At 53.3% G+C, this 22438-nt stretch carries 24 protein-coding genes; 14 read left to right on the forward strand and 10 right to left on the reverse strand.

Annotated elements, in window-relative coordinates; genetic code table 11:
• Positions 1-53: 53 nt before the first annotated feature.
• On the reverse strand, positions 54-1208 hold the full coding sequence (locus tag FQ179_RS02600) for a TRAP transporter substrate-binding protein (RefSeq protein ID WP_149395719.1): 1155 nt from the start codon (positions 1206-1208) through the stop codon (positions 54-56).
• 205 nt (positions 1209-1413) lie between these two features.
• On the opposite strand from FQ179_RS02600, the gene FQ179_RS02605 reads away from it, so the two are divergent.
• The 3 genes from FQ179_RS02605 to FQ179_RS02615 all read left to right on the forward strand — a co-directional run bounded on the left by FQ179_RS02605 (position 1414) and on the right by FQ179_RS02615 (position 4377).
• Positions 1414-2223 carry a sulfite exporter TauE/SafE family protein gene (locus tag FQ179_RS02605; protein WP_149395721.1) on the forward strand — a complete coding sequence of 270 codons (810 nt, stop codon included), beginning with the start codon at positions 1414-1416 and terminating at the stop codon, positions 2221-2223.
• Between the two features lie 153 nt (positions 2224-2376).
• Positions 2377-3174 (forward strand): IclR family transcriptional regulator, encoded by a 798-nt coding sequence (locus FQ179_RS02610; RefSeq protein ID WP_149395723.1) that lies wholly within the window; start codon positions 2377-2379, stop codon positions 3172-3174.
• A 48-nt stretch (positions 3175-3222) separates the two neighbouring features.
• Positions 3223-4377, forward strand: coding sequence for an acyl-CoA dehydrogenase family protein (locus FQ179_RS02615; protein WP_149395724.1), 1155 nt, complete (start codon positions 3223-3225; stop codon positions 4375-4377).
• Positions 4378-4420: 43 nt separating this feature from the next.
• On the opposite strand, the gene FQ179_RS02620 is transcribed toward FQ179_RS02615, so the two are convergent.
• Positions 4421-5134 carry a lipopolysaccharide kinase InaA family protein gene (locus tag FQ179_RS02620; RefSeq protein WP_188074487.1) on the reverse strand — a complete coding sequence of 238 codons (714 nt, stop codon included), beginning with the start codon at positions 5132-5134 and terminating at the stop codon, positions 4421-4423.
• A 205-nt stretch (positions 5135-5339) separates the two neighbouring features.
• On the opposite strand from FQ179_RS02620, the gene FQ179_RS02625 reads away from it, so the two are divergent.
• Positions 5340-6608: an MFS transporter gene (locus FQ179_RS02625; protein WP_149395726.1), complete on the forward strand. Its 1269-nt coding sequence runs from the start codon at positions 5340-5342 to the stop codon at positions 6606-6608.
• 201 nt (positions 6609-6809) lie between these two features.
• On the opposite strand, the gene FQ179_RS02630 is transcribed toward FQ179_RS02625, so the two are convergent.
• Positions 6810-7016, reverse strand: a complete 207-nt coding sequence (locus tag FQ179_RS02630; RefSeq protein ID WP_149395727.1) for a hypothetical protein — start codon at positions 7014-7016, stop codon at positions 6810-6812.
• A gap of 426 nt (positions 7017-7442) precedes the next feature.
• On the opposite strand from FQ179_RS02630, the gene FQ179_RS02635 reads away from it, so the two are divergent.
• On the forward strand, positions 7443-8240 hold the full coding sequence (locus FQ179_RS02635; RefSeq protein ID WP_149395728.1) for a 2-keto-4-pentenoate hydratase: 798 nt from the start codon (positions 7443-7445) through the stop codon (positions 8238-8240).
• A 437-nt stretch (positions 8241-8677) separates the two neighbouring features.
• Positions 8678-9241 (forward strand): transglycosylase SLT domain-containing protein, encoded by a 564-nt coding sequence (locus FQ179_RS02640; protein ID WP_255474802.1) that lies wholly within the window; start codon positions 8678-8680, stop codon positions 9239-9241.
• Positions 9242-9389: 148 nt separating this feature from the next.
• Here FQ179_RS02640 and FQ179_RS02645 read toward each other — a convergent pair whose 3' ends face one another.
• The 3 genes from FQ179_RS02645 to FQ179_RS22560 form a co-directional block, all read right to left on the reverse strand.
• Positions 9390-9815, reverse strand: a complete 426-nt coding sequence (locus FQ179_RS02645; protein WP_149395730.1) for a VOC family protein — start codon at positions 9813-9815, stop codon at positions 9390-9392.
• A 155-nt stretch (positions 9816-9970) separates the two neighbouring features.
• Positions 9971-11401, reverse strand: coding sequence for a sulfatase-like hydrolase/transferase (locus FQ179_RS02650; protein ID WP_255474803.1), 1431 nt, complete (start codon positions 11399-11401; stop codon positions 9971-9973).
• Positions 11402-11789: 388 nt separating this feature from the next.
• Positions 11790-12029 (reverse strand): hypothetical protein, encoded by a 240-nt coding sequence (locus tag FQ179_RS22560; RefSeq protein ID WP_255474804.1) that lies wholly within the window; start codon positions 12027-12029, stop codon positions 11790-11792.
• Between the two features lie 226 nt (positions 12030-12255).
• Here FQ179_RS22560 and FQ179_RS02655 point away from each other — a divergent pair, with 226 nt between their 5' ends.
• The gene (locus FQ179_RS02655; RefSeq protein ID WP_149395731.1) at positions 12256-12516 is read left to right on the forward strand and encodes a BrnA antitoxin family protein; all 261 of its coding nucleotides are present in this window, start codon (positions 12256-12258) and stop codon (positions 12514-12516) included.
• Positions 12517-12553: 37 nt separating this feature from the next.
• Here FQ179_RS02655 and FQ179_RS02660 read toward each other — a convergent pair whose 3' ends face one another.
• Entirely contained in the window at positions 12554-13501 is a 948-nt protein-coding gene (locus FQ179_RS02660) for an alpha/beta fold hydrolase (RefSeq protein ID WP_149395732.1), read from the reverse strand.
• 296 nt (positions 13502-13797) lie between these two features.
• Here FQ179_RS02660 and pqqA point away from each other — a divergent pair, with 296 nt between their 5' ends.
• The 7 genes from pqqA to FQ179_RS02695 all read left to right on the forward strand — a co-directional run bounded on the left by pqqA (position 13798) and on the right by FQ179_RS02695 (position 19231).
• Positions 13798-13872: a pyrroloquinoline quinone precursor peptide PqqA gene (pqqA, locus tag FQ179_RS02665; RefSeq protein ID WP_137237098.1), complete on the forward strand. Its 75-nt coding sequence runs from the start codon at positions 13798-13800 to the stop codon at positions 13870-13872.
• 66 nt (positions 13873-13938) lie between these two features.
• A complete protein-coding gene (gene pqqB, locus FQ179_RS02670) occupies positions 13939-14865 on the forward strand; it encodes a pyrroloquinoline quinone biosynthesis protein PqqB (protein WP_149395733.1) in 927 nt (308 codons plus the stop codon).
• A 13-nt stretch (positions 14866-14878) separates the two neighbouring features.
• On the forward strand, positions 14879-15565 hold the full coding sequence (gene pqqC / locus FQ179_RS02675) for a pyrroloquinoline-quinone synthase PqqC (RefSeq protein ID WP_255474805.1): 687 nt from the start codon (positions 14879-14881) through the stop codon (positions 15563-15565).
• Positions 15566-15841, forward strand: a complete 276-nt coding sequence (gene pqqD / locus FQ179_RS02680) for a pyrroloquinoline quinone biosynthesis peptide chaperone PqqD (RefSeq protein WP_149395735.1) — start codon at positions 15566-15568, stop codon at positions 15839-15841. It begins immediately after the preceding gene.
• A 23-nt stretch (positions 15842-15864) separates the two neighbouring features.
• Positions 15865-16992, forward strand: a complete 1128-nt coding sequence (pqqE, locus tag FQ179_RS02685) for a pyrroloquinoline quinone biosynthesis protein PqqE (RefSeq protein ID WP_149395736.1) — start codon at positions 15865-15867, stop codon at positions 16990-16992.
• A 639-nt stretch (positions 16993-17631) separates the two neighbouring features.
• Complete coding sequence (locus FQ179_RS02690) at positions 17632-18897, forward strand: sorbosone dehydrogenase family protein (RefSeq protein WP_149395737.1); 1266 nt, start codon at positions 17632-17634, stop codon at positions 18895-18897.
• Positions 18884-19231, forward strand: coding sequence for a cytochrome c (locus FQ179_RS02695; protein ID WP_149395738.1), 348 nt, complete (start codon positions 18884-18886; stop codon positions 19229-19231). Before FQ179_RS02690 ends, FQ179_RS02695 begins: the two co-directional genes overlap by 14 nt.
• 103 nt (positions 19232-19334) lie before the next feature.
• On the opposite strand, the gene FQ179_RS02700 is transcribed toward FQ179_RS02695, so the two are convergent.
• The 3 genes from FQ179_RS02700 to FQ179_RS02710 form a co-directional block, all read right to left on the reverse strand.
• Positions 19335-20315, reverse strand: coding sequence for a transporter (locus FQ179_RS02700; RefSeq protein WP_223146180.1), 981 nt, complete (start codon positions 20313-20315; stop codon positions 19335-19337).
• A gap of 96 nt (positions 20316-20411) precedes the next feature.
• Positions 20412-21431 (reverse strand): HupE/UreJ family protein, encoded by a 1020-nt coding sequence (locus tag FQ179_RS02705; protein WP_149395739.1) that lies wholly within the window; start codon positions 21429-21431, stop codon positions 20412-20414.
• Positions 21428-22429 (reverse strand): peptidyl-prolyl cis-trans isomerase, encoded by a 1002-nt coding sequence (locus FQ179_RS02710; RefSeq protein ID WP_149395740.1) that lies wholly within the window; start codon positions 22427-22429, stop codon positions 21428-21430. Before FQ179_RS02710 ends, FQ179_RS02705 begins: the two co-directional genes overlap by 4 nt.
• Between the last annotated feature and the right edge of the window lie 9 nt (positions 22430-22438).

Genomic DNA, 22438 nt, shown 5'->3' on the forward strand with positions numbered 1-22438 from the left:
CTCCGGAAAAGCGCCGCCAGGATTCCGGGCGGCGCTTTGATAACCGTGGTCGGTTAGCTCGTTTTGGCGGCAGGCTTCCCACGGAAGTAATGGTTGTAGGCCATTCGCCGATTGTTGTTGGTGTCCATATCCCATGACACGGCCCGCTGTGCGAATGCGCGCTGTGACTGTTCGATTTCCTTGAACAAGACGTTGGTTTCACCTTTTTTGGCAACGATCTGATCCCAGGTCGTGAGCTGCTCTTGCAAAATCGCATCAGGCGTTTTGTAGAACTTGACCTTGTCTTCTGTTTGCAGCTTGATGTAATCCTGAGAGTAGCGGTCGACGGCCTTCCATGACATGTCTGCCGACGCCGCTTCCACTGCGTTAGCAATAATGGCTTTCATGTTGTCGGGCAAGGCGTTGTATTTGTTCTTGTTGAACAGAATCTCAAACGTTTCCGAAGACTGGTGAAAGCTCTGCAACATGCACACCTTCGACACGTCGGGGAAGCCCAGCAGGCGGTCGGAAGAAGCGTTATTGAACTCAGCGCCATCAAGCAAACCACGGTCAAGCGCGGGGACAATTTCGCCGCCTGGTAGCGCATTGACAGCGGCTCCCATGGCGGTAAACAAGTCAATAGCCAAACCATTGGTTCGGAACTTCAAGCCTTTCAGGTCTTCAGTTTTTGTAATGGGTTGCTTGAACCAGCCAAATGCCTGTGTGGGCATAGGGCCACTGAGGAACGTGACAACGTTAGCGCCAATTTCTGCGTAAAGCTTGTCGAGCAGTTCTTTGCCGCCGCCGTACTTGTGCCATGCCAGCACCATATTGGCATCCATGCCGTAAGCGGGCCCGGACGAGTACAGAGCCAAGGCATTCTGTTTGCCGTAGTTGTAACCCAGTACGCCGTGGCCGCCGTCCAGTGTCCCTTTGGTAACGGCGTCAAGCAGTGCAAATGCAGGCACTACAGCGCCGGCTGGCAGCACTTCGATCTTGAGCTCGCCGCCAGTCATATCGTTGACTTTTTGTGCGAAGTCGAGGGCGTACTCGTGGAATATATCCACCGTGGGCCATGTACTCTGGAAGCGCAGACTTGTGGGGGTCTGTGCTTTTACGATTGCAGGGAATCCCATCGACACCGTGGCGGCTGCGCCTGCGGCGGCTCCTCCAAGGAATCGGCGACGGGTGGATGACGTTGATACCGGTTTCTTGCTGTCTTGCTTCATTAGTTTGTCTCCTGGCTTTCTACAGATATTTATTGGTTCAGTGCAATAGCGACAACGCTGGTGGCTGAGCAGCCTCACGTTTTATAGCCTTATGTTCAACAAAATGTAAGACAGTTAAAACCCTGATATGCATGTATTCCTTTAGAATGGTTGCTTCACGGGAGGCCGGTGGTGTCTCTTTCACTTTCGCGGCTTATTTCCCCTCATGACTCTTTATTTATTCATAGTGCTGGTACTAATGGGCGCAGTCAGCGGATTTCTCGCTGGATTGCTGGGTATTGGCGGCGGCATGATCATGGTGCCGTTCCTCACCTATATTCTTTCGGGGCAAGGGGCGGGCGACGGGCTTGCCGTAAAAATGGCAATTGCCACGTCTATGGCGGTTATCGTTTTTACCTCCATGTCCAGCGTGCGCGCCCATCACAAGCGGGGAGCCGTGCGGTGGGATATCGTCGTCAGGCTTGCGCCCGGCATTATTCTGGGTAGCCTGTTAGGTAGCATAGGGGTGTTTTCTTTGTTGAACGGCGCCTATCTGGCCATATTCTTTGGGGTGTTCGTTGCGTTTTCGGCCACCCAGATGCTGTTGAATAAAAAGCCGGCGCCAAGCCGCGAGATGCCGGGCACGGCTGGCCAACTAGTGGCTGGCGGCGCCATCGGCCTTATTTCGGGGCTTGTCGGGGCAGGGGGCGGGTTCATCAGCGTTCCATTTATGACCTGGTGCAATATCGCTATACACGCCGCTGTGGCAACAAGTGCCGCGCTGGGTTTTCCCATCGCCATCACAAACGTGGCGGGGTATATCATTTCAGGCTGGTCGGTTCACGATTTGCCCCCCGGTTCGTTCGGCTATCTATGGATTCCCGCTGTTGTGCTCATTGCAAGTGTCAGTGTGTTTACGGCTCCCCTGGGTGCGCGCGTGGCGCACCGTTTGCCTGTCACCGCGCTAAAACGCGTGTTTGCCTGCCTGCTGTTTGTACTGGCAGCGTACATGCTCTGGAAAGGTATTACGGCCTGATCTAAAGTGCGACAAAGCTATCCTGTTTCGCTAAGCGAACCATTGTTTCGCATTAACTTGACCGTTATTTTGCTGGCGTGAAAGAATACAGCCGCGCGCGCTGCCTGTTTGTTTCAGCGAGGGCGCTTTAGCCTTTTGCAACCAGGAAACCCCATGTCAGAAGACGCCATCTTGGCCGATGATGCCGGTACAGACCGCCAGTTTGTCAATGCGCTGGCGCGAGGCCTTGAAATTTTGCGCTGCTTCCAGCCGGGTAAGCCCTATCTCACCAACGCTGAGCTGTCACGTCAAACGGGCTTTCCCAAGCCCACGGTCACCCGGCTTACCTATACCCTCAAAAAACTGGGTTATCTCGGTTACTCAGAGACTATCGGCAAATACATGCTGGCGCCCGGGGTGTTGGGGCTGGGTTACTCGATGCTGGCCAATCTCGATCTGCGCAGTCTGGCCCGGCCTTCCATGGAGCAACTGGCCGAGTATTCTCGTGTTTCGGTGTCTATAGGCGTACGGGATCGTCTCAACATGATTTACGTCGAAACCTGCCGAAGCAGCGCAAGGGTAACCTTGCGGCTCGATATTGGTTCACGCATTCCCATTGCCACAACGTCCATGGGCAAGGCCCTGATATCTGGCCTGCCGCCTGATGAGCGCGCTGAGATCATGGATATGATCAAAATGGCTGACAAAGAAAACTGGCCACGCATACAGGCTGACCTGGATCAAGCCCTTGATGATTACCAAAACAAGGGCTTTTGCATCGCCTACGGCGAATGGCAATCTGAAATTCGCGCTGTTGGGGTGCCGCTGGTGGGCGTGCCGGGCGAAAAGCAAATGGCTTTTAACTGTGGCGGCCCGGCATTTTTGCTGTCCCGTGATAGGCTGGAAAAAGATCTTGGACCCAGGTTGGTTGAGCTTGTACGTAGTGTGGAGCAAAACCTCGGCCGACCCTGAGGCCTTACTTTCATAAATTTTAGTCGTCAGATTTCAAGGAAAAAATCAGTGATACGCGATCAAGAAACCCTGAACATGCTGTTGGACAGCGTGTCGCGCTTTGTGCGTGAACAGTTGGTGCCTGCCGAAGCCGAGGTGTCTGACACCGACGAAATACCGCCGCGTCTGGTAGCGCAAATGCGTGAGCTCGGGCTGTTTGGTCTGGCCATTCCCGAAGAATATGGCGGCCTGGACCTCACCATGGAAGAAGAGGTGTTGTTCGCGTTCGAGATCGCCAAAACTTCGCCTGCTTTCAGGTCACTGATTGGTACCAACAACGGGATTGGCGCTCAGGGCCTGGTAATTGATGGTACTGATGAACAGCGACGCAAATATCTGCCGCGCATGGCCTCAGGCGAAATCATTGGTTCATTCGCACTGACCGAGCCGGGCGCAGGCTCGGACGCCGCTTCATTACGCACCACCGCCGTCCGCGATGGTGATCACTATGTGGTCAATGGCACCAAGCGTTTCATTACCAACGCACCCGAAGCCAGCATTTTCACCGTCATGGCTCGCACTGATCCCGAGAAAAAAGGGGGCAGCGCGATTTCAGCCTTTATCGTCGAAAAAGACACACCCGGGCTGTCTTTGGGAAAAATCGACAAAAAAATGGGTCAGCGTGGTGCTCACACCTGCGACGTCATTTTCGAAAACTGTCGCGTGCCTGCAGAAAACCTGATTGGCGGACGTGAAGGCATAGGCTTTAAAACAGCCATGAAAGTGCTTGATAAGGGCCGGTTGCATATTTCGGCCATTAGTGTGGGTGTTGCCGAGCGCATGCTTGACGACGCCCTGCGCTATGCCATGGATCGCAAACAGTTTGGCCAGCCCATTGCCGATTTTCAGCTTATTCAGGCCATGCTGGCCGACAGCAAGGCTGAGATCTATGCGGCGCGCTGCATGGTCATTGATGCCGCGCGCCGACGTGACGCCGGCGAAAACGTGTCGACACAAGCTTCTTGCTGCAAATTGTTTGCCACTGAAATGTGTGGGCGTGTGGCTGACCGTGCAGTGCAGATTCATGGCGGCGCAGGTTATGTGTCTGATTACGCCATTGAACGCTTTTACCGTGATGTGCGGTTGTTCCGAATTTATGAAGGAACAACCCAGATTCAGCAACTGGTAATCGCGCGCAACATGATTCGTGAGGCACAGGGCTAAACGCTGTTAGCTGGGCGTCGGCGCTATGGCGTGGGTGCCCCGTTTAGCGCGTGCAGGTTTCGATAAAATTGTGGGGCAGGCCAATGCCATGTTCACGGTACAGGTCGACAACTGCCGCGAGTTTGGCCCGGGGCAGGCCCATTTGCACCAGTGAACGCAGCAGTCGGCGCAGGTCGGTTTCTGCCGCTTTGCTGCGGCTAAAGCGATAGCGGCTAAGCTCCCAGTCAACCACGGCGGTTCTGGGTGGCGTCGTCGACATGTTTACAAAAACCTCTTTCGGATACAGATGCCCATGCTTGCGTCTGGCCTTATGCAAGGGCAACAGGGCATGAGCCACCGAGACCAGTGCGGTTGATTGCTGATCAGGTGTAAGGCTGCCTTGTCGTATGGCGTTTTCCAGGCTGACATAACCGGCCAGGTCGCGTGTAACCAACACGGCGTGCCATCCCTTTTCGTCGTGCCGCATATCGAAGAATACGAGCTGGGCCGTCGGTACGCCCAGTGCCGCGCAACGCTGCATGTTTTTCCATTCGCGCAAAAGTGTAGGGCGTGGCAAGGGATGGCTTAGGTCGCGAAACAAGTGATTGCTTTGCCGCTTTACGTAGTGCAGCACGCCCGTATGTGGGTCAACAATGCGGTAGACGCCGCTGATGCCACCGCGTTGCTCGTTGGCGGGTTCGACGAGCTCGCCCGGTGCGGTCCACCAGAAATCGCTGAGGGTTACAGCGGTGCGTGTATTGGATGTTGAGTTCGACATGAGTTGAGCTACTGCTGGCAATAATAGATGGGCCAAGTGTACGCGACAGCAATGAAGCTGTAACAGCTTTGTACACACTAGCGCGCAAGGTTGGGGCGCCATGCCTGCTTTACACATTAAAATTACAGCTTTAAAGCCACATCAGCGGGGTGTTCGCCAATACGGGCGAAGCTATTTTCGCGGGTGGCCGGGATTTGCTACAACAATGTCTTTCTACGCATCACTTGCGCGCTTTTCGTCGCGTTTACGTCATAGCCGCTCTTCACGCTCGGCGCGCCCTGGGCTGGTGGGTTCAGTTACAAGCCGCAAAGTACATAGTCCGGGATTAGTGCTGTTTGCCTTGGCCATTGGGGCGTTTGCCATTGGCACAACCGAGTTCGCTACCATGAGCCTGCTGCCTTATTTTGCACAGGATCTGGGTATTGATGCGCCTACGGCCGGTCACGTCATCAGCGCTTACGCCCTGGGCGTGGTCGTGGGTGCCCCTATTCTTACCGTGCTGGCTGCACGTCTGCCTCGGCGTACGCTGCTCATCTGGCTAATGGCGATGTTTGCGCTCTTCAATGGCCTGTGCGCCTTTGCGCCCACTTACGGCTGGATGCTGGTGTTGCGGTTTCTCAGTGGGCTGCCGCATGGTGCTTACTTTGGCATTGCTTCGCTGGTTGGTGTTTCGCTGGTGCCGCTAAACCAACGCAACAAGGCTGTAGGGCGTATTTTTCTGGGGTTGACGGTGGCCACCGTTATTGGTGTTCCTTTCGCCAACTGGCTTGGACAGACGGTAGGGTGGCGCTGGGGCTTTGGCCTGGTGGCGCTTGCGGGTGTGCTTACGGTGATACTGGTGGCCTGGCTTGTGCCTGACACGCCGGTGGATAAAGGGGCAAGCCCCTTGCGTGAGCTGGGAGCATTGCGTCACGGGCAAGTGTGGCTGACCCTGGCAATTGGTGCCATCGGATTTGGCGGGCTATTCGCGGTATACACTTATCTCGCCGACATACTATTAGCGGTGACACATGTATCGCCGGTCACCGTCCCGCTCGTATTAGCGGTGTTTGGCGTGGGCATGACGGTTGGCAATATCATCGTGCCCTGGTTTGCCGATCGCGCCCTCATGCCCACGGCGGCCGGGTTGCTGCTGTGGAGTGCGGTCATGCTTGGCCTGTTTGTGTTTGCAGCCGAAAATGTCTGGGCCTTGAGCGTTACCATATTTTTCATTGGCTTTGGCGGTGCGCTGGGTACCGTATTGCAAACTCGGCTGATGGATGTCGCCAAACACGCCCAGGGGCTGGCCGCAGCACTTAACCATTCTGCATTCAATTTTGCCAACGCGCTGGGCCCGTGGCTGGGCGGCCTGGCCATTGCTCACGGGATGGGCTGGACCTCGCCCGGCTGGGTGGGTAGCCTGTTGGCGTTGGGCGGGTTATTGCTTTTGTTGTTGTCAGTGTGGCTGGATAGGCGGGCCCGGCACTGTGCTTGAACAGATCGATATGCCGCATGGTGTTGGCGGGCTAGAGGCGGGAGATGCCGGTGTTTTCTAGTGCGGGGCGAAGCCAGAGGCAAGTGCGCACGATTCGACACCCCAAAACCCGTTAAATAGTGCTTGCAGTATGCCCGCTGGTCTCGCCTGAGCGAAAAATTCTAAATAGTGGTTGCAACGCGCTCGCCAGCCTTGCCCGGGCTATGCTTCATCTTGCCATTTGATCTTCATATCGCGCACCAAGTCTTGTGCAACCCGCAAGACCTCTTGTTTTGGTGGATCGTTTTCATTTTCCAGCAAGGCAAATAATGCATCTGTGGTACGGAGAATGGCGCGGATATTAGCCCAATGTGCCCGCTGAAGGTTAACGAACTCAGGATGGTTTGTGATGCCGATGTCTTGATGCAAGGGTGTCCCTCTCGTTTTGTGCCGTGCTGGTCACGGCAGGCTTATTCTGAACTGAGTCTTCAGCATGTTGCTTTTGTTTGGCTTGCTGGCCATCGCGCCTGGTGTTCAGTATAGATGCTGGGCCGATCGGCGCCACCCATGCTAGAGCAGTAGGTTCAGAATTTGTGCGTAGGCTGGCCGTTACATCACCGTAATGTCGATACCCTCCTTGGCTATGTATTGTGGATAGACATGGCCCGTTACGGGCCAATCTATGTCAAACGATAAGGGTGTGCATAACTCGGTGAGGCAAGACAGGAACCCAAGCAGCTAATATCATGGGTACGTCAACAAAGAGTCAACATACGATTGTCGCCTAAGTGGCTACTGATGGGCTACAGCATGCGGCAGCTTCAGAAACACCCCGATGAACCGATTAAAGGTCCCATGAACTCTATCGCACAGGCGCTGAAGAAGGCGCAAGATGAAGTACTCCATATAAACCCCATCTCCCAGTCTGTTCCCGACTTTGATCTAGTTGCAGCCTATCGTTTGGCCGCAGATATTCAGACCAGGCGTGTTGCTGCTGGTGCGAGGTTTCTTGGTCGCAAGATTGGTTTCACCAATCCCCAGCTGTGGACGCAGTTTGGGGTTGATGCGCCTATCTGGGGAGCCATGTACGATCACAGCGTCATCCAGATGAAAGAAGGGCAAGTGGCGTGCGATCTTGCCTCTTTCAGCGAACCCAAGATTGAACCCGAGATCGTCTTGCACTTTCACAAGACGCCAGTAGGTGCCAGCACGCCGGAAGACCTGTTGTCGTGTATTGATTGGGTTGCCCCAGGTTTTGAAATTGTGCAGTCACACTTTCCTGGTTGGCGCTTCACGGCGGCTGACGCCGTCGCTGATGGTTCATTGCATGGCGCCCTGCTTTTGGGGCCGCCCCATCCCCTACAGGCTTTGGGTGATGACGCAGCGGCATGCCTTGAAATGTTGACGGTATCGCTTTCATGTAGTGGCCAGCTGCGTGAAACGGGCTCAGGCGCCAACGTGTTGGGTAACCCTTTGAACGCTGTACTCCATCTCATCCATGAACTCGCGCGCGATGGGATGGCGCCCATCGAAGCAGGTGAGTTAATTACCACGGGATCGATGACGTCCGCATTTTCGGTTTCGCCGGGAGAGCAGTGGAACGCCGCTTTTATGCATGTGCCGTTTGACGAAATATGCGTATCTTTCGAGTAGCGGGCGTGCTGTGCTTCTTAAGAAGGGCGGTGTAAAGCCAAGTGTGGCTGCCGTTTTCGGCAGAGCCGATTTTTTGTTGTTTTTATACTTGCGCAAGGCTTCGACGCCAGCCTAACTGTGCAAAGCGTTCAAAGCAGAATTGTAAGTTTTATAAGTTATTGTTTTTATTGCTTTTTTGTACTCCATTGATTGGATCAATCGCGCTGCAGGTACCTTTTTCTTACATCCTGAAAACCCTTGGACTGCGTACGATGTTAAGATAATTGCGGAAATCAGCACAGCAGTACGCACCCGAGCCAATGTTAATCTCAAGAAAACAACATTCCCCATCTAAAATTTTTCGCCATATTTTGCTCCGTCGTTTTCGGAGCAAGGCCGCTGTCCATCTCGTTGCAGTCAGCTGTGCATTAGCCCCCTGCAGTGTTCTCGCCAACGAGTTGATCAACTCGCATAATGGCGTATTTTCCAGCAAATTTGAACTCAACCAGTGGCCAGATAATTCGACCCTGCCGTATGCGGCTGCCGAAAGGTTGAGCAAACAGCGGGTTCAAACATTGGCCGAAGAGGCCAGCAAGCGGGCACAAACCCAATATTTGGCCAAAAAATTCGGCCAGCACGTAAAAATTGTGCGCCAGTATGTAGATTATGCCTGGGCTGAGGCGGCAAAGCGGGACGGCATCGAGCCCGAGCTCATTATCGCCATTATGCAGAAAGAAAGTTCATTGCGTCCGCGGGTTCAAAGTCGCTTTGGTGCACAGGGCTTGATGCAGGTTATTCGTAAATGGCACGGTGAGAAACTGCGGCCTTCAGAATCACTTTTCGACCCAGAGGTCAACATTCGGGTTGGCAGTGACATTCTTGAAGAGTACCTGGAACTGGCGGGTGGCAGCTTGCCTCAAGCCTTGAAAAAATACTCGGGCAATGCCCGAGGTTATTCAAATACTGTCCTTAAAGAGTCGCGTAAGCTCGCCCTCGTTGCCGAGCAGGCCGTGGGGGGCTAACCGGTCTTTCGTCGGCAGCATGCCGAGCCCAGCGGCAGTAGCCCGTGCTTTGGTCTGGTTTTTGAGCTAATACCTGATAGCCACGTCGCCAGGTAGGTAGCACGACGTGGATGGTGGTTGAAACCTCTACAGCGTATAAATTAAACGCTTACTTGGCGAAAAGCTGGCTCATGTCTTTGAACGCCTTGAACTCCAGGGCGTTTCCACAGGGATCAAGCAGAAACATGGTGGCCTGTTCGCCCACCTGGCCTTTGAAACGCACGTACGGCTCGATCACGAACTGAGTACCGAAAGACTTCAGGCGTTCTGCAAGTGCTTCCCATTGCTCCCACCCCAAAATAATTCCAAAATGTGGCACAGGCACGTCGTGCCCGTCTACAGGATTGGTATGCGCACCGTCTTGAGAAGCCGTTTTTGGGTGCTCATGGATGACCAACTGGTGGCCGTAAAAATTAAAATCGACCCATTGCGTGCTGGATCGCCCCTCTTCGAGCCCAAAAACCTCACCGTAAAAGCGACGGGCAGCGGGGAGGTCATAAACAGGAATTGCCAGGTGAAACGGGGACAGGCTCATTGAGGGGTCCTTATAAGTACATGTGGGATGGTCGGCGAGAATAACGCCACACTATTTTAAGCTTTAATGTACTTTTTGTTTGCGTAGACGAGAGTCTAATGTCGTGAGGGGCCAGGCACTCATGCCCGGAAGCCCCCCCAAATGCCGCACTGATTTCAAATGGTGGGCGGCCTGCAGTCTTTACCCAGGTTTTGCCGAATGATCGCCAGGTCGGCCTCATTCGTGAGGCCGTCGTGGTTAAAGTCATACCAGCTTGAGTTTCCACCATTACGCGTGCTGAAGCGCTTCCAGTTTTCGATGTCTGTGTTGTCGACAACCAGATCCAGGTTACCGTCGCCGGGGCATTCGATTTTGCTGTCTAACAGCGTATTCATGCCTGATACCAAGGCGGCATAATGCTTTTGCTGTTCTGCAGTCAGGGTCTTTCGGGCAAGAAGGTTTCCGGGCGCATTATCAAGCTTGGGCAACGGAGAAGCTTCGTTGATCGCATATAGCTCGTCAGCGGGTTCAACTTGGCCACTAGCGCAATTTAAGCGCTCAATTCTCACAAGTTTGTACTGCTCGTCGCGCAGCGCTCTCTGCGAGTGTGGAAAAACATCCACTGCGTCGTCGCCTTGCGCTGTCAGATAGTCGTTCACGGCACAACAAGAAGTCAGCCCTGCACCGCCGGCCACGCCACCCGGACCGTACCAGGTTCCTCCCTGATCCTCGCATACGCCCTGTTGTGGAAACAGCTGCACGCATACGTTGGACGACGGAATGACGCAGGGCGGGGCCAGCTCAGCGTTGATGGACCCGATGTTGGTGCCTATTTCGGTGAAGTTAGTCTTGCGGATGCTGGCATGGCCAGGCTCGGTCAGATAGGGAAGTATTGGCTGAGCGTCCAGTCCGCGGGCCTGTGGCACCTTCTGCTGAACGTCAATTCCAGCGATTTCGCCAAACAAGCTGAACATGTCAGCAGAGTTCACCATGTGCGGAACGTCGCGATTCGGCTCCTTGACCATTGGGCCCGCCACAATAAGTGGAACCCAGACACCAGTCTGGTAAGCGGAGCCTTTGGCACGCAGGAGGTTAAAGGGCGCCTTTACACTCGGGCCATAAGTGCCATTGTCAGCCATGATTACAACCACGGTATTGGTATCTTGTGGTCGGTAATCGAGAGAGCCGTCGGGCTTGCGCTTTGCCAGGCCGGCTTCAACGAGCAGGCGGCCGATTTCTTTATCCATCGCCTCGGTCATCTGGTTTGTGAGAACACGCTGCTCTGCAGTTCCTGTACAGGTATAGGCGCCCGTTTCGGCGGCGTCGGTCGCAAGCAATGATATGGGAGGCGGTTGCAGTGGTGTGTGGATGGCTGAGTAACCAAGGCTGAGCATCCATGGTTGGCCTGGTGCCTGCTGGTTGATCCAGTTGACAGCGCTATCGGTTTCTATGGTGCTACGGTAGCCTCGCCCGCGCGCATCTGAGACGGGGATGGTTTCCACGCTGGCGTCTGGTCGATTGATAATTAATTGGCTGGTGTAGTAGCCGTTTTGACATTGCCGTACACGTGCCGGTGGGTTGGTAGCAAGCCCCGCTATCTGCGCCATGGGCCGGATCATCCTTAGCGTTGGGAACAAAGCCGCAACCATAAACCTGATCCACTGGGCTGATGCCCCCTGCGGTTTTGTCGATAGGGTAAGGCCCACCGTCCAGGTACCCTTCAAAATAGTCCCAGCCCAGCTCGTGCATAACACCGTTGCCAAGTGGGTTGTTTGCTGGGTTCAGATGCGAACCGGATAAGTGCATTTTGCCAATGACGGCATTGGCGTATCCCTTTTCCTTTAAAAGCTTTGGCGTCGTAATTTCGTAGGGGGATACCTGAGAATTGGCGAGGTCAAGCGCAACCACTGCGTTTAGAACGTCAGTGCGAAATGGATAGCGCCCTTGGAAAAACGTGGCACGGCCGGGTGAACATGTAGGCATAGCCCACGCATTTCAGAAACGTACGCCCGCATGGGCGATGACGTCAATGTTTGGCGTTTGGGCTGGCGTTAATCCGCCATAGCCGAACACGGGTAGCTGATCGACGCCAAGATCGTCCAGCACAATAAACAAAATGTTGGGGCTTTGTTGTACGGGTGTCTCGCTGGAGGCGACGTTGTCGCCGCTATGGCACGATGCCAGCGTTATTGAGACCAGTGTCGCAAAAAGCAGGCGTGAGAGCGTTTTGTTCAAGGCAGTCTCCGAAGCTCGGCACGATAAGCTCGTAAAGGTATTTGAGCTATGTTGTTATGGCTGATCGCCCGCTTTTCGCGCGTCGATTTTTTGTAATTGTAAGCGTTGGCGAAAATCGTAATATAAATTTACTTGACTGGCATCAAGATTTGTATGGGGTTTGGTATGGCGACTATCTTGACGTGATCAGAAAAAAATATACTTTCCACTCAGCTGAGGAAAGCAAATGACCGCGAACAAGCGAAATACGCGAAGTACTTGGGTCGATCCGGATGATGCACCTGAGTTAACCGACGAATTATTCAAAAAGGCCGATTTGTACGAAGGCGACAAGCTGGTCAGGCGGGGCCGCCCGAAATCAAATGACCCAAAAGTGGCTATCAGCTTGCGCTTGCCGCCTGATGTATTGGCACGGTGGAAGTCTACGGGAGCTGGATGGCAGACGCGTATGGTGGCGATGTTGCAGTGTTACGCACCGAAGCTTTAGAGTCTGCCGCGTTATGGGCAAAAAATGCCTGCGTCGGTTAAGTAACGTTTGGAGCGTGCTGACGAGCGATCTCATCCAGCACGCTAACGAGCGCTGCGTGTATTGGCGGGTCGCTTGCAAGGTGGCCGGCATTAACGCATATTTGCTTAATGTTGGGCATATGCGTTTTAAGCCAGGCTAGGTTGGCGAGAGGGCAAACCGGGTCTCTTTTGCCATGCACAGCGGTGCCGACAATGCCATGAGCGTGGGCTTGCGCTGCCAGTTGGGGTAACCGCCCGCCACGCAAGCCACATGCGTTCCACAAATAATGCACCTGTATCAGGTATTTTGCTGTCTGACGGCGTTGCTGCAGCGTGTTTTGCCGGCGGGTTCGGCTGCTCATGTGGCGATTGCATCGTGCCAGCATCGCTCTTTCAAGTGCACTATATGCCTGTGCCACCCGCCACGCGGTGGGGCCGCCTTGTCGAAGGCGGGTGTACATGGCTGACACCATTGCGTCAGAGCCAGCAGCACCGGAGGCACGATACAGATCAAGCCAGGCCCGGGGAGCCCGAGTGCGTGACGCACTGAGTAAACCGCGAACTTCCCGACCACTTGCCAGAAAGGTGCCGCGAAGTATCAGCCCCAAGACAGCCTCAGGATAGCTTCCCGAGTAGGCAATGGCGAACGTCGCACCCCACGAGCCGCCCAACACATACCATTTTGAAATCCCCAGATGCGCACGCACGGCTTCAACGTCGCGCAAAAGCCATGCCGTACTGTTGCGGGCGATACGGCCCGAAGGGGTAGAGCGTCCACTTCCGCGCTGATCAATCAGTACAACCAAAAATCGTGATAAATCGAATGGACGCAGCATCGACGCATTGCTTCCCGACCCTGGGCCGCCATGGAAGGAGACGATGGGAATGCCGTCGGCCGAGCCCGCTGTGGTGATGTGAATTCGATGCCCATCCCCAGCGGACAGGGTGCGGTGCATAACAGTCATGTAGAGCCCACCTGATTAAAGCAGAAGATGCGATTCATACACGTATACCCTAAGTTAACGAAATGAAGCGAGCAGCGATTATGTCGAAACCGAGGTAATTTCCGAAACATATTGCTATGTATCTGGCCTGCGGAATGTATTAGTGCTTATTTTTATGGAGGGTTCAAGTTTTAGATCTTGAACTGCACTGACAGAAGCCGTAGACTCTGGATAGCAGATGTGTTGTGAGGTGTGTTGTGGTGCGCAACGAATGCTACTAAGTACACGTATTATTACATTATCACAGGAGAGACATCATGACTTGGAGTACTCCCGCTTATACCGACATTCGCTTCGGTTTTGAAATCACCATGTATATTGCAAATCGATAGATTTTGCTGATTTCGCGATAATTTTACGAGGAAAAGCGGCGGAATTTATATTCCGCCGCGTCACATATGAAGCTGAAAATATTAGGTTCAGCCGCTGGCGGTGGCTTTCCTCAGTGGAACTGTAACTGTCCAAACTGCGATGGCATTAGGCGCGGCACGATCAAAGCCCAGGCGCGAACACAGTCGTCTCTTGCCATTAGTGTCAATGGCGACGACTGGCTATTGATTAATGCGTCACCCGATATACTCGCTCAAATTCGCAATAACCCATCTTTACAGCCCGCAAGAACGGTGCGCGATACGGGCATTGCTGCCGTATTAGTGACGGATGCACAGATTGATCATGTTACCGGGTTATTGATGCTGCGAGAACGCAGCACACCTTTGCCGCTATACACCACCGAATCGGTGTTTCGTGATTTATCGACCGGTTTCCCGATTACGTCAATATTGTCGCATTATTGCGGGGTTGAGCATCGCGCCATACCGCTTGACGGCAGCGCCATGCAAATTGATATTTTGCCAGGCGTGTCAATCACGGCAATCCCGCTGCGAAGCAAGGCGCCTCCGTATTCGCCCAATCGTCAGGCCCCGACGCAAGGCGACAACATCGGCCTGTTTATCAAGAACACGCAAAGTGATGCATCGGTATTTTATGCCCCCGGGCTTGGGCAGCCTGAGCCTCATGTTATTGCAGCGATGAATCGTGCAAGCACGGTGCTGGTGGATGGCACGCTTTGGCATGATGATGAAATGATACAGCTGGGGCTTTCTGCCAAAACATCTCAAGACATGGGGCATCTGGCTTTACACGGTGCCGGCGGCATGATTGATGTATTAAACGGGCTAGACACCCGCTCACCCCCGACCCGCAAAGTGCTGGTTCATATTAACAACACCAACCCGGTACTGCGTGAAGATTCCGTCGAGCGAGCCAGCCTTGTTGCTAACGGAATTGAAGTGGCTACCGATGGTATGACGTTTGAGCTATAACACGATGACAACGATGAGCCGTGCCTGGACCCCGGTGGAATTCGAAACCAAACTTCGCGCACTTGAAGTCCATTATCATATTCACCATCCGTTCAATATTCGCATGAATAGTGGCGGCTGCACCCCCGAACAAATTCGTGGATGGGTCGCTAACCGCTTTTACTATCAGATCAACATTCCACTCAAAGATGCGGCTATTCTGTCCAATTGTGACGACAGAGAAACGCGCCGGCGTTGGGTGCTGCGACTTCTGGATCATGATGGCTGGCAAGATAACCCGGGCGGTATCGAGGCCTGGAGCCGCCTCGGTGAGGCAACAGGGCTGTCACGGGATGAAATTTGGTCGCTTGAACACGTTGCACCCGGTGTGCGTTTCGCCGTAGATGCTTATGTAAATTTTGCCAGACGCGCACCGTGGCAAGAGGCTGTTTGCTCTTCGTTGACAGAAATGTTTGCGCCGCAGATTCATAAAGACCGGCTCACGACATGGCCTGATCACTACAACTGGATCGAGCCCGAAGGGTTGCATTATTTTCGTTCTCGTATACCTTTGGCTGAGCGCGATGTCGAGCATGGACTAGAGGTTACGCTAACCCACTTTAAAACACGCGACGAACAAGAACGAGCACTTCAAATCTTGCGGTTCAAACTCGACATACTGTGGTCTATGCTGGATGCTATCGAAAGGAAGTTTCCATAAATGCCAACATTCGAACAGGGCGCTGAAACATTGCGTATGAATGCTACGTTTAGGCTACAGTGGGAAGAAGCGCAGCAAGGTTATGTACTTCTTTACCCCGAGGGCATGGTGAAGCTCAATCAAAGCGCTTCAGAAATCCTCAAACTGTGTGACGGTACGCGAACTCTGGAAAAACTTGTCGCAGATCTAGAAGTTGCGTTCGAAACCGCAGGTCTTGCTGCGGAAGTTGCAACGTTTGTCGAACATGCAAAAGGGCGTGGCTGGATTATCACCTGAAGTGCATCTGCAGGAGACACTGGATGCCAAGCAGACCCGAAAACAATAACGGTGTTCAGCCGCCATACTGGCTACTGGCTGAGCTGACTTATCGCTGCCCGCTTCACTGCGTTTTTTGCTACAACCCGGTCGAATACAGTGGCGTAGGCCCTGAACTGACTACAGAGCAGTGGTTGAAGGTGCTCGAAGAAGCGCGTGCGTTGGGTGCTGTTCAACTTGGCTTGTCGGGTGGAGAGCCTCTGGTACGCGATGATCTGGAAGTTATTGTGGAGCATGCGCGCAAGCTTGGTTTTTACACCAATTTGCTCACTTCAGGCGTTGGTTTGACCGAAAAGCGCCTTACTGACCTGAAGCGTGCTGGCCTTGACCACATTCAATTGTCATTTCAAGACTCTACACGCGAACTTAACGATTTTTTGTCCAGCACGAAAACATTCGAGCTAAAGAAAAGAGTCGCCAAGATGATCAAAGATCATGGCTACCCCATGGTGTTGAATTGCGTGCTGCATCGTCTGAATCTGCCGCATATCGGCCAAATTATCGACATGGCAGTCGAGATGAAGGCAGATTACCTTGAGCTCGCCAATACCCAGTATTATGGCTGGGCGTTGCGAAATAGAGCAGCGCTGCTGCCCTCGGCAGATCAACTGAAAGAGGCCGAAGCAACGGTTCAGCAAAGGCGTGCCGAAATTGGTGACACCTGCAAGATACTTTTTGTTGTCCCTGACTATTTTGAAACGCGTCCCAAACCCTGTATGAGCGGGTGGGGAGCGATCTTTCTGGTTATTGCGGCAGACGGCGCTGCACTGCCATGTCACGCCGCGCGAGAATTGCCGGGTATTACGTTTCCCAATGCGGCGACAGACGGCATAGAGCACATCTGGTATGAAAGCCAGGCGTTTAATGCCTATCGAGGCGACGACTGGATGAAGGAGCCTTGCAGAAGCTGTGACGAGCGTCACAAAGACTTTGGAGGTTGCCGATGTCAGGCTTATCTTTTGACGGGTGACGCGACAAACGCGGACCCGGTATGCAGTTTGTCACCGCATCATCACGTCATCACGCAAGCGGTAGAAGACGCGCAAAAGCCAGCTGTGCGAAAGCAGGTTATGCAGTTTCGAACCAACCCGTCTTCAAGTCCGAAAGTCTGATAAACCAGTATCCACCCAATAGCGCGAACAATCGAATGTTTTGAACGACTTGAGTAACCCGAACAGCTCAAGTAATCGTAGTAACCGCAATTACTGTGGTAACCGTAACCGTAACCGTAACCGCAGTAGCTGTAGTAATTATAGTGGCCGCAGCAGCCGCTGAGACTGCAGTAACTGTAGTAATCCTGACGGTGCCTTTAACCGCTTTAACCGCTTTAATCCCGTAACTCCCGTAACTCCCGTAACTCCCGTAACTCCCGTAACTCCGATAAATCGATAAACCGATAAACCGATAAATCCAATAGACCGATAAATCCTATAAATCCTATAAATCCGATAAACCGATAAATCCTATAAATCCTATAAATCCGATAAACCGATAACCCCTTAACCTGATAGCGCCAACAACTCTGGCTAGATATAAATGCGCCCAAGACGCATCTGATTGTCTGTTACGCATAAAAGCCGAGACGACCATAGGCTGTATAGCCTAGGGCCGCAATTCTTATGTTTTATCCATAAAAACTTTAATCGTCATTGATCAGGCAGTTGTATTCAAATAGTTTTAATCGCAGTAGTATTTGGATGCGTTCCTACTTACGTGGAAGGCACATAAAATAAGCTAACTGGAGACATAAAATGAATGCGAAGATACGCGTTTCCCCTATTGCTGTGGGTATGGTTTGCTTTGCTCTGGCCTATGGGGTTCATGCCGCAGAAAATAACGTAAATAAACTGTTAAATATGGAAGTAACAGGCACTTCACTCGACCTCGAGAGTGTGCCGCAAACAGGTGCCAAACAAGAAGCGTTAGCCCGCAATTTAGAACACGTAAAATTGCCTGATGGTTTTAAAATCAGTCTGTACGCGGTAGTACCTGATGCACGTCATATGGCTGTCGGCCCTTCTACTGGGGTTGTTTTTGTTGGTACACGCAAGACAAAAATGTGGGCGGTTACTGATAGCGCAAAAACTCGGGTTGCAGACTCTGTAACGCGCTTTGCACCCTCGGTCACCATGAAAGTTCCTAACGGTGTCTGCTTTTCGCGCGACGGCATTTTGTACAGTGTTGAGCATAATCGGGTCATGGCGTACCCTGCGGCTGAGTTTTTCTATGGCGGGCCAGACGTTGCTGCCGACGTTGTTGTACCTCAGGGTGAGCTGATTCCTGTAGCAGAAGAAAGCTTTAACCACGGTGCCCGTACTTGCCGTATTGGCCCAGACAACAAGTTATATATCACCATGGGCAACCCATTCAATGTACCGCCCAAAGAAAAAATCGAGGTGTACAACAAGTACGGCATGATGGGCATTCTCCGTATGGATAGGGACGGCAAAAATCGCGAAGTGTATGCGTACGGCGTTCGTAATTCCGTTGGCCAAGATTTCAACCCTAAAGACGGTACGTTATGGTTTACCGATAATCAGGTTGACGGTATGGGCGATGACACCCCTCCGGGCGAACTTAACCGCGCTACCAAAATGGGCCAGAACTTCGGCTTTCCGTATTACGGCGGTGGAGATGTTCGCACAGTCGAATACAAAGACGCAGAACCGCCAGCAGATGTCGTGTTCCCACAGGTTGAGATGGCCCCCCATGCGGCAGATCTTGGCATGACGTTTTACACGGGGAAAATGTTTCCAGCAAAATATCAGGGTGGCATTTTTGTGGCTGAGCACGGGTCATGGAATCGCACCACGCCTATAGGCGCCCGAATCATGTTCACCAATCTGAAGGAAGATGGTACGGCTGACAAAACCGAAGTGTTCGCCGATGGCTGGCTGACATCCAATAACGAATATTTGGGCCGCCCTGTTGATGTAGCGATGCTGCCCGACGGATCGTTGCTGGTGTCTGACGACTATGCCGGCGCAATCTATAGAATCTCGTATGAAGGTAAGTAGGCCAGTCTTTCAGGGGTTGGCGCTTGCTGCGCTGGCCCTGGGCGCACTAGGCACGGCAGCATCAGCTGCCGCTGCTGATGTGGCCGCAGGGCGCGCAAAATCAGTGCAGTGCGCCGTATGCCATGGGCCCCAGGGCATCGCAACCTTGCCGGAAGCGCCTAACCTTGCAGGCCAGAATGAAATCTATCTGGTTAAAGCTTTAAACGATTTTAAATCTGGGGTGCGTACCAACGAGATGATGACCATGATGGTGGCTAATTTATCAGAGGCTGATATCGAGAATTTGGCTGCGTATTATCAAAGTATCGAGATCGTGGTTAAAGAGCCTGATTAATAAAGAAAGCTGATATGCGTAATGGTCAGTAAAGGTAGTAATTGCAAGGGTGGGGCAAAGGTAATGGCGATTTTAGCCTTGCCACTGCCTCACCTGCATGGTTTCATTTTCCTAATGGAATCACCACTGTGGCGTACAAGGCGTAGCCCTCAATGCGGTTTTTGGCCCAGAACTCCTTGTAAGCGCGGAGGTTTGCATAGGCGGGCTTGCCGCCGATTTCGAAGGCATAGCCGATCTGTGGCCCGATCGCCGCAACCCTTGATTTGAACGCTCCGAGTTTTGCACCGGAGCCGCTGTCACCGGTCACCTGGTTGTAGACATAGCCTGCGAGTCCGACCTCCCATTTTTCGGACAAGAAGCGCGACGCTCCCCAGTCGAGATGTGAGTCGATGCCGTTTTTGTAATTGGTGTCGGAGTTTTTCCAGTTGTAGGTAAAGCCCAGCAGCGCGGAAAACTCGATACCGGTTTTCGGATCGAAATAGGTATAGGCACCACCGGCGTCGATGGCGGCGTGGCCAATGCCGATATTAGACAGCCGGGAACTGTCATAAGAGCCCGTCGGGATGCTGCCGGTCAGGTAGGTCATCCAATTGTGCACGCCGTGATTCCACGCGACGCTAGCAATCGGGAACAGATCGGTGAAACCCGATACTGAACTGCTGTTGTTGAACCTGGTGCCACTCTTTTGAAACGAAATATGCGCGTCCGTGGTGTTTCTGCCATACCCGAAGCCCAAGCCCAGCGAGGCCTGCCCGCCTAAGAATTTGGTTTGAGGCGCATAGCTTGGCTGCACGATCACTAACGGCATGCGTGAATCGAGGCCCGCAGAGACGTCGCCGCCTCGCACGAACTTCTTGCTTTTTGAAGCATCGCCACTGTAATAGTAGCCTATGGTTGGCATCGACCAACCCGGCGTTGCGGGTACAGCAGACAGGCTCGAATAGGAGCCCGACATCCAGAATGGCACGCCGCCTTCGTCGGCGAACGCGGGCAACGACGCCATTGTCATTATGGTGGCCAAAAGCCAGGGAGTTGCGACATGGCGTGCTGGAGAAATGCGGTGGTTGCGTAGTTTTTGAACCATGCGTGGATATCCTAATCGATTAGTGAGGGAGGCGACAGGCGGTCGAGTCAGGACATTTGACGGCCGCAAACTACCCGTGCCGGACTGAAGCCTTTGCTACAAAAAAGCCGACTGAATACGCTCGAGGGTCCAGAACGTCGCGACGATCCCGATGCAATAAGCAGAAGCCACCACGGTCTTTTGTGGTATTTGGAAGAACCTTCGAACCAACGCGACTGTGGCAAGTATCAACGTAACGAACATCAACTGTCCGATCTCCACGCCAACGTTAAAGCTAAATAGCGCCAACGGGATGTCGCCTTGCGGCAGACCCAGATCTTTCAGTGCACTTGCAAATCCGAATCCGTGCAGCAATCCGAAGGCAAAGGCCACAACCCACGGAGCTTTAATGGTCAGGCTGGTTTGTCCTCGCTTCATCCTGATAATCTCTGCGGCAATCAGGACGATACTGAACGCAATCATGGTTTCAACGGGTCCCGATGGCAGCGATACCCACCCAAGCGTGGCGAACGTGAGTGTGATCGAGTGGGCAACGGTGAAAGCGGTAATTGTCAAGAGTAATACGCGGGTGCCCCTTACAATCAGCATCAAAGCCAGCACAAAGAGTAGATGGTCAAAACCGAACAGAATGTGTTCGATCCCCTCGATCACAAACACCTTCATGACCTGAAAGAAGCCCGGTTGAGGCTGAACGTCAATCCATGGCTGAGAAGGGCGGACTAGCGACGTAGTGACCGTGCCATCCGCCAGTTTTACGCGAACCAGAACATCGGTGATCGACGCCTGCAGCCCGAGAAAGCTTATTCGCTGCCCGAGCAGACCATTGGGTGCTTCGATGAGGCTGCGCTCAACCACGGAGTCGGGCAGCTGCCGTTCTGAAGGCTCGGTCATCAGTTTGATGCCGTCGGAAAACCGTAGAAGGACCGGGAGTCGCATTCCCGACAGCAGTGGCGTGCGCCAGAGCACGTTGAAACGAGCCTCGCCGACTTGATCAATCTGCAGGTACGCAGGTCTCACCTCGTGTGCGGAAACGCTGGCGGGCATCGTCAGCACGCAGATCATCAGTGCAAACAATAGCCCTGTGCAGGAAAGTAAGGATCGAATTGAATAATTCATCGCGACGCGAAACCTGATGGATTGGCAGCGGCCTGGCCGGTGCCAGGCAAGTTGCTCATGTCGATGGTGTCCAGGGCAGGTACGACTACGGTGTAGCGAGAACGCATCTCTGCAAGCGCGGCGCGCTTGATTTCTATGAATTGAGCATCATGCCATGCTGTCCTCACGTCTGCTTCGGCCTCATCGAAGCGCGGTGCACGACCGGGTTCTATGGCGTCTATCCAGACCAAGTGCCAGCCGTATCCAGACTGAATGGGGCCCCGCCAACCACCGGGTTCAAGCTTAAATATTTCGGTGGAAAAGGAGGGGCCGAATTCCCTCATCACTTGTCCGGGAGTGACGTTGCTTACATAGCTGCGCAGACTAAAGATGTCTGCGACTGCGGCAGTTTCTGCAGAGTCGGTTGGCTTGTCGGAAATTACGGCGAGTGCTGCTTTTGCATCGCTTCTCGTATTGTTGCCGCGCTGGTCAGGAGAAAAATACAAATGGCGAAATGTCATGCGGGGCGGCAATGTGAATTGCTCGATGTGTGTGGAGAACCATTTCACGAGCTCCGCTTTCTCCGGCTCCTGCAGAGCAGCCACATCTGCGGCCAGAAAGTCCATTTTCTGTGCCACCCTGCGCTTGATGATTTCATCATTGCGATCCAGGCCGAGGGCCACGCCTTCGCGGAACAGAATCTCTTCTGAAACCTTTTGATCGATCAGGCTTTGCAATTGATGCTGAGTCAACGGTGTTCGGCCTTGTGCAAGCCACGCGAAGATGATTTGGCGAATATCGTTTGCGCTGATTTCTATTTCTTGTGGATCTTGCGCCGCTGGCTCGTTATGTTGAAATGAATATGCGCCAAACACCAGCACACCGACGGCGAAGAAATGCACAAGCGGCTCACCCAGCACGCTGCGCCGCCAAGGCTTCGTGGCTGAGTCTTCCGAAGTAAAGTGCTGGGCGGGTGCTGGCTCAGCGACTTCGGGATTGAGGTTTTCGATTTTTTTCATAGTTCTCAA

The organism is Pusillimonas sp. ANT_WB101 (assembly GCF_008369125.1).
Taxonomy (GTDB): domain Bacteria; phylum Pseudomonadota; class Gammaproteobacteria; order Burkholderiales; family Burkholderiaceae_B; genus Allopusillimonas.

What these genes read in the sequence shown, in the direction of transcription:
- FQ179_RS02625 (WP_149395726.1), top strand. Translation starts at nt 5,340, where the DNA reads ATGTCTTTCTACGCATCACTTGCGCGCTTTTCGTCGCGTTTACGTCAT.
- FQ179_RS02700 (WP_223146180.1), bottom strand. Translation starts at nt 20,315, where the DNA reads ATGGTTCAAAAACTACGCAACCACCGCATTTCTCCAGCACGCCATGTC.
- FQ179_RS02710 (WP_149395740.1), bottom strand. Translation starts at nt 22,429, where the DNA reads ATGAAAAAAATCGAAAACCTCAATCCCGAAGTCGCTGAGCCAGCACCC.
- FQ179_RS02635 (WP_149395728.1), top strand. Translation starts at nt 7,443, where the DNA reads ATGAACTCTATCGCACAGGCGCTGAAGAAGGCGCAAGATGAAGTACTC.
- pqqC (WP_255474805.1), top strand. Translation starts at nt 14,879, where the DNA reads ATGAGCCGTGCCTGGACCCCGGTGGAATTCGAAACCAAACTTCGCGCA.
- pqqB (WP_149395733.1), top strand. Translation starts at nt 13,939, where the DNA reads ATGAAGCTGAAAATATTAGGTTCAGCCGCTGGCGGTGGCTTTCCTCAG.
- pqqD (WP_149395735.1), top strand. Translation starts at nt 15,566, where the DNA reads ATGCCAACATTCGAACAGGGCGCTGAAACATTGCGTATGAATGCTACG.
- FQ179_RS02645 (WP_149395730.1), bottom strand. Translation starts at nt 9,815, where the DNA reads ATGAGCCTGTCCCCGTTTCACCTGGCAATTCCTGTTTATGACCTCCCC.
- FQ179_RS02650 (WP_255474803.1), bottom strand. Translation starts at nt 11,401, where the DNA reads ATGGCGCAGATAGCGGGGCTTGCTACCAACCCACCGGCACGTGTACGG.
- FQ179_RS02695 (WP_149395738.1), top strand. Translation starts at nt 18,884, where the DNA reads ATGAAGGTAAGTAGGCCAGTCTTTCAGGGGTTGGCGCTTGCTGCGCTG.
- FQ179_RS02600 (WP_149395719.1), bottom strand. Translation starts at nt 1,208, where the DNA reads ATGAAGCAAGACAGCAAGAAACCGGTATCAACGTCATCCACCCGTCGC.
- FQ179_RS02620 (WP_188074487.1), bottom strand. Translation starts at nt 5,134, where the DNA reads ATGTCGAACTCAACATCCAATACACGCACCGCTGTAACCCTCAGCGAT.
- pqqE (WP_149395736.1), top strand. Translation starts at nt 15,865, where the DNA reads ATGCCAAGCAGACCCGAAAACAATAACGGTGTTCAGCCGCCATACTGG.
- FQ179_RS02660 (WP_149395732.1), bottom strand. Translation starts at nt 13,501, where the DNA reads ATGACTGTTATGCACCGCACCCTGTCCGCTGGGGATGGGCATCGAATT.
- FQ179_RS02605 (WP_149395721.1), top strand. Translation starts at nt 1,414, where the DNA reads ATGACTCTTTATTTATTCATAGTGCTGGTACTAATGGGCGCAGTCAGC.
- FQ179_RS02610 (WP_149395723.1), top strand. Translation starts at nt 2,377, where the DNA reads ATGTCAGAAGACGCCATCTTGGCCGATGATGCCGGTACAGACCGCCAG.
- FQ179_RS02705 (WP_149395739.1), bottom strand. Translation starts at nt 21,431, where the DNA reads ATGAATTATTCAATTCGATCCTTACTTTCCTGCACAGGGCTATTGTTT.
- FQ179_RS02690 (WP_149395737.1), top strand. Translation starts at nt 17,632, where the DNA reads ATGAATGCGAAGATACGCGTTTCCCCTATTGCTGTGGGTATGGTTTGC.
- FQ179_RS02655 (WP_149395731.1), top strand. Translation starts at nt 12,256, where the DNA reads ATGACCGCGAACAAGCGAAATACGCGAAGTACTTGGGTCGATCCGGAT.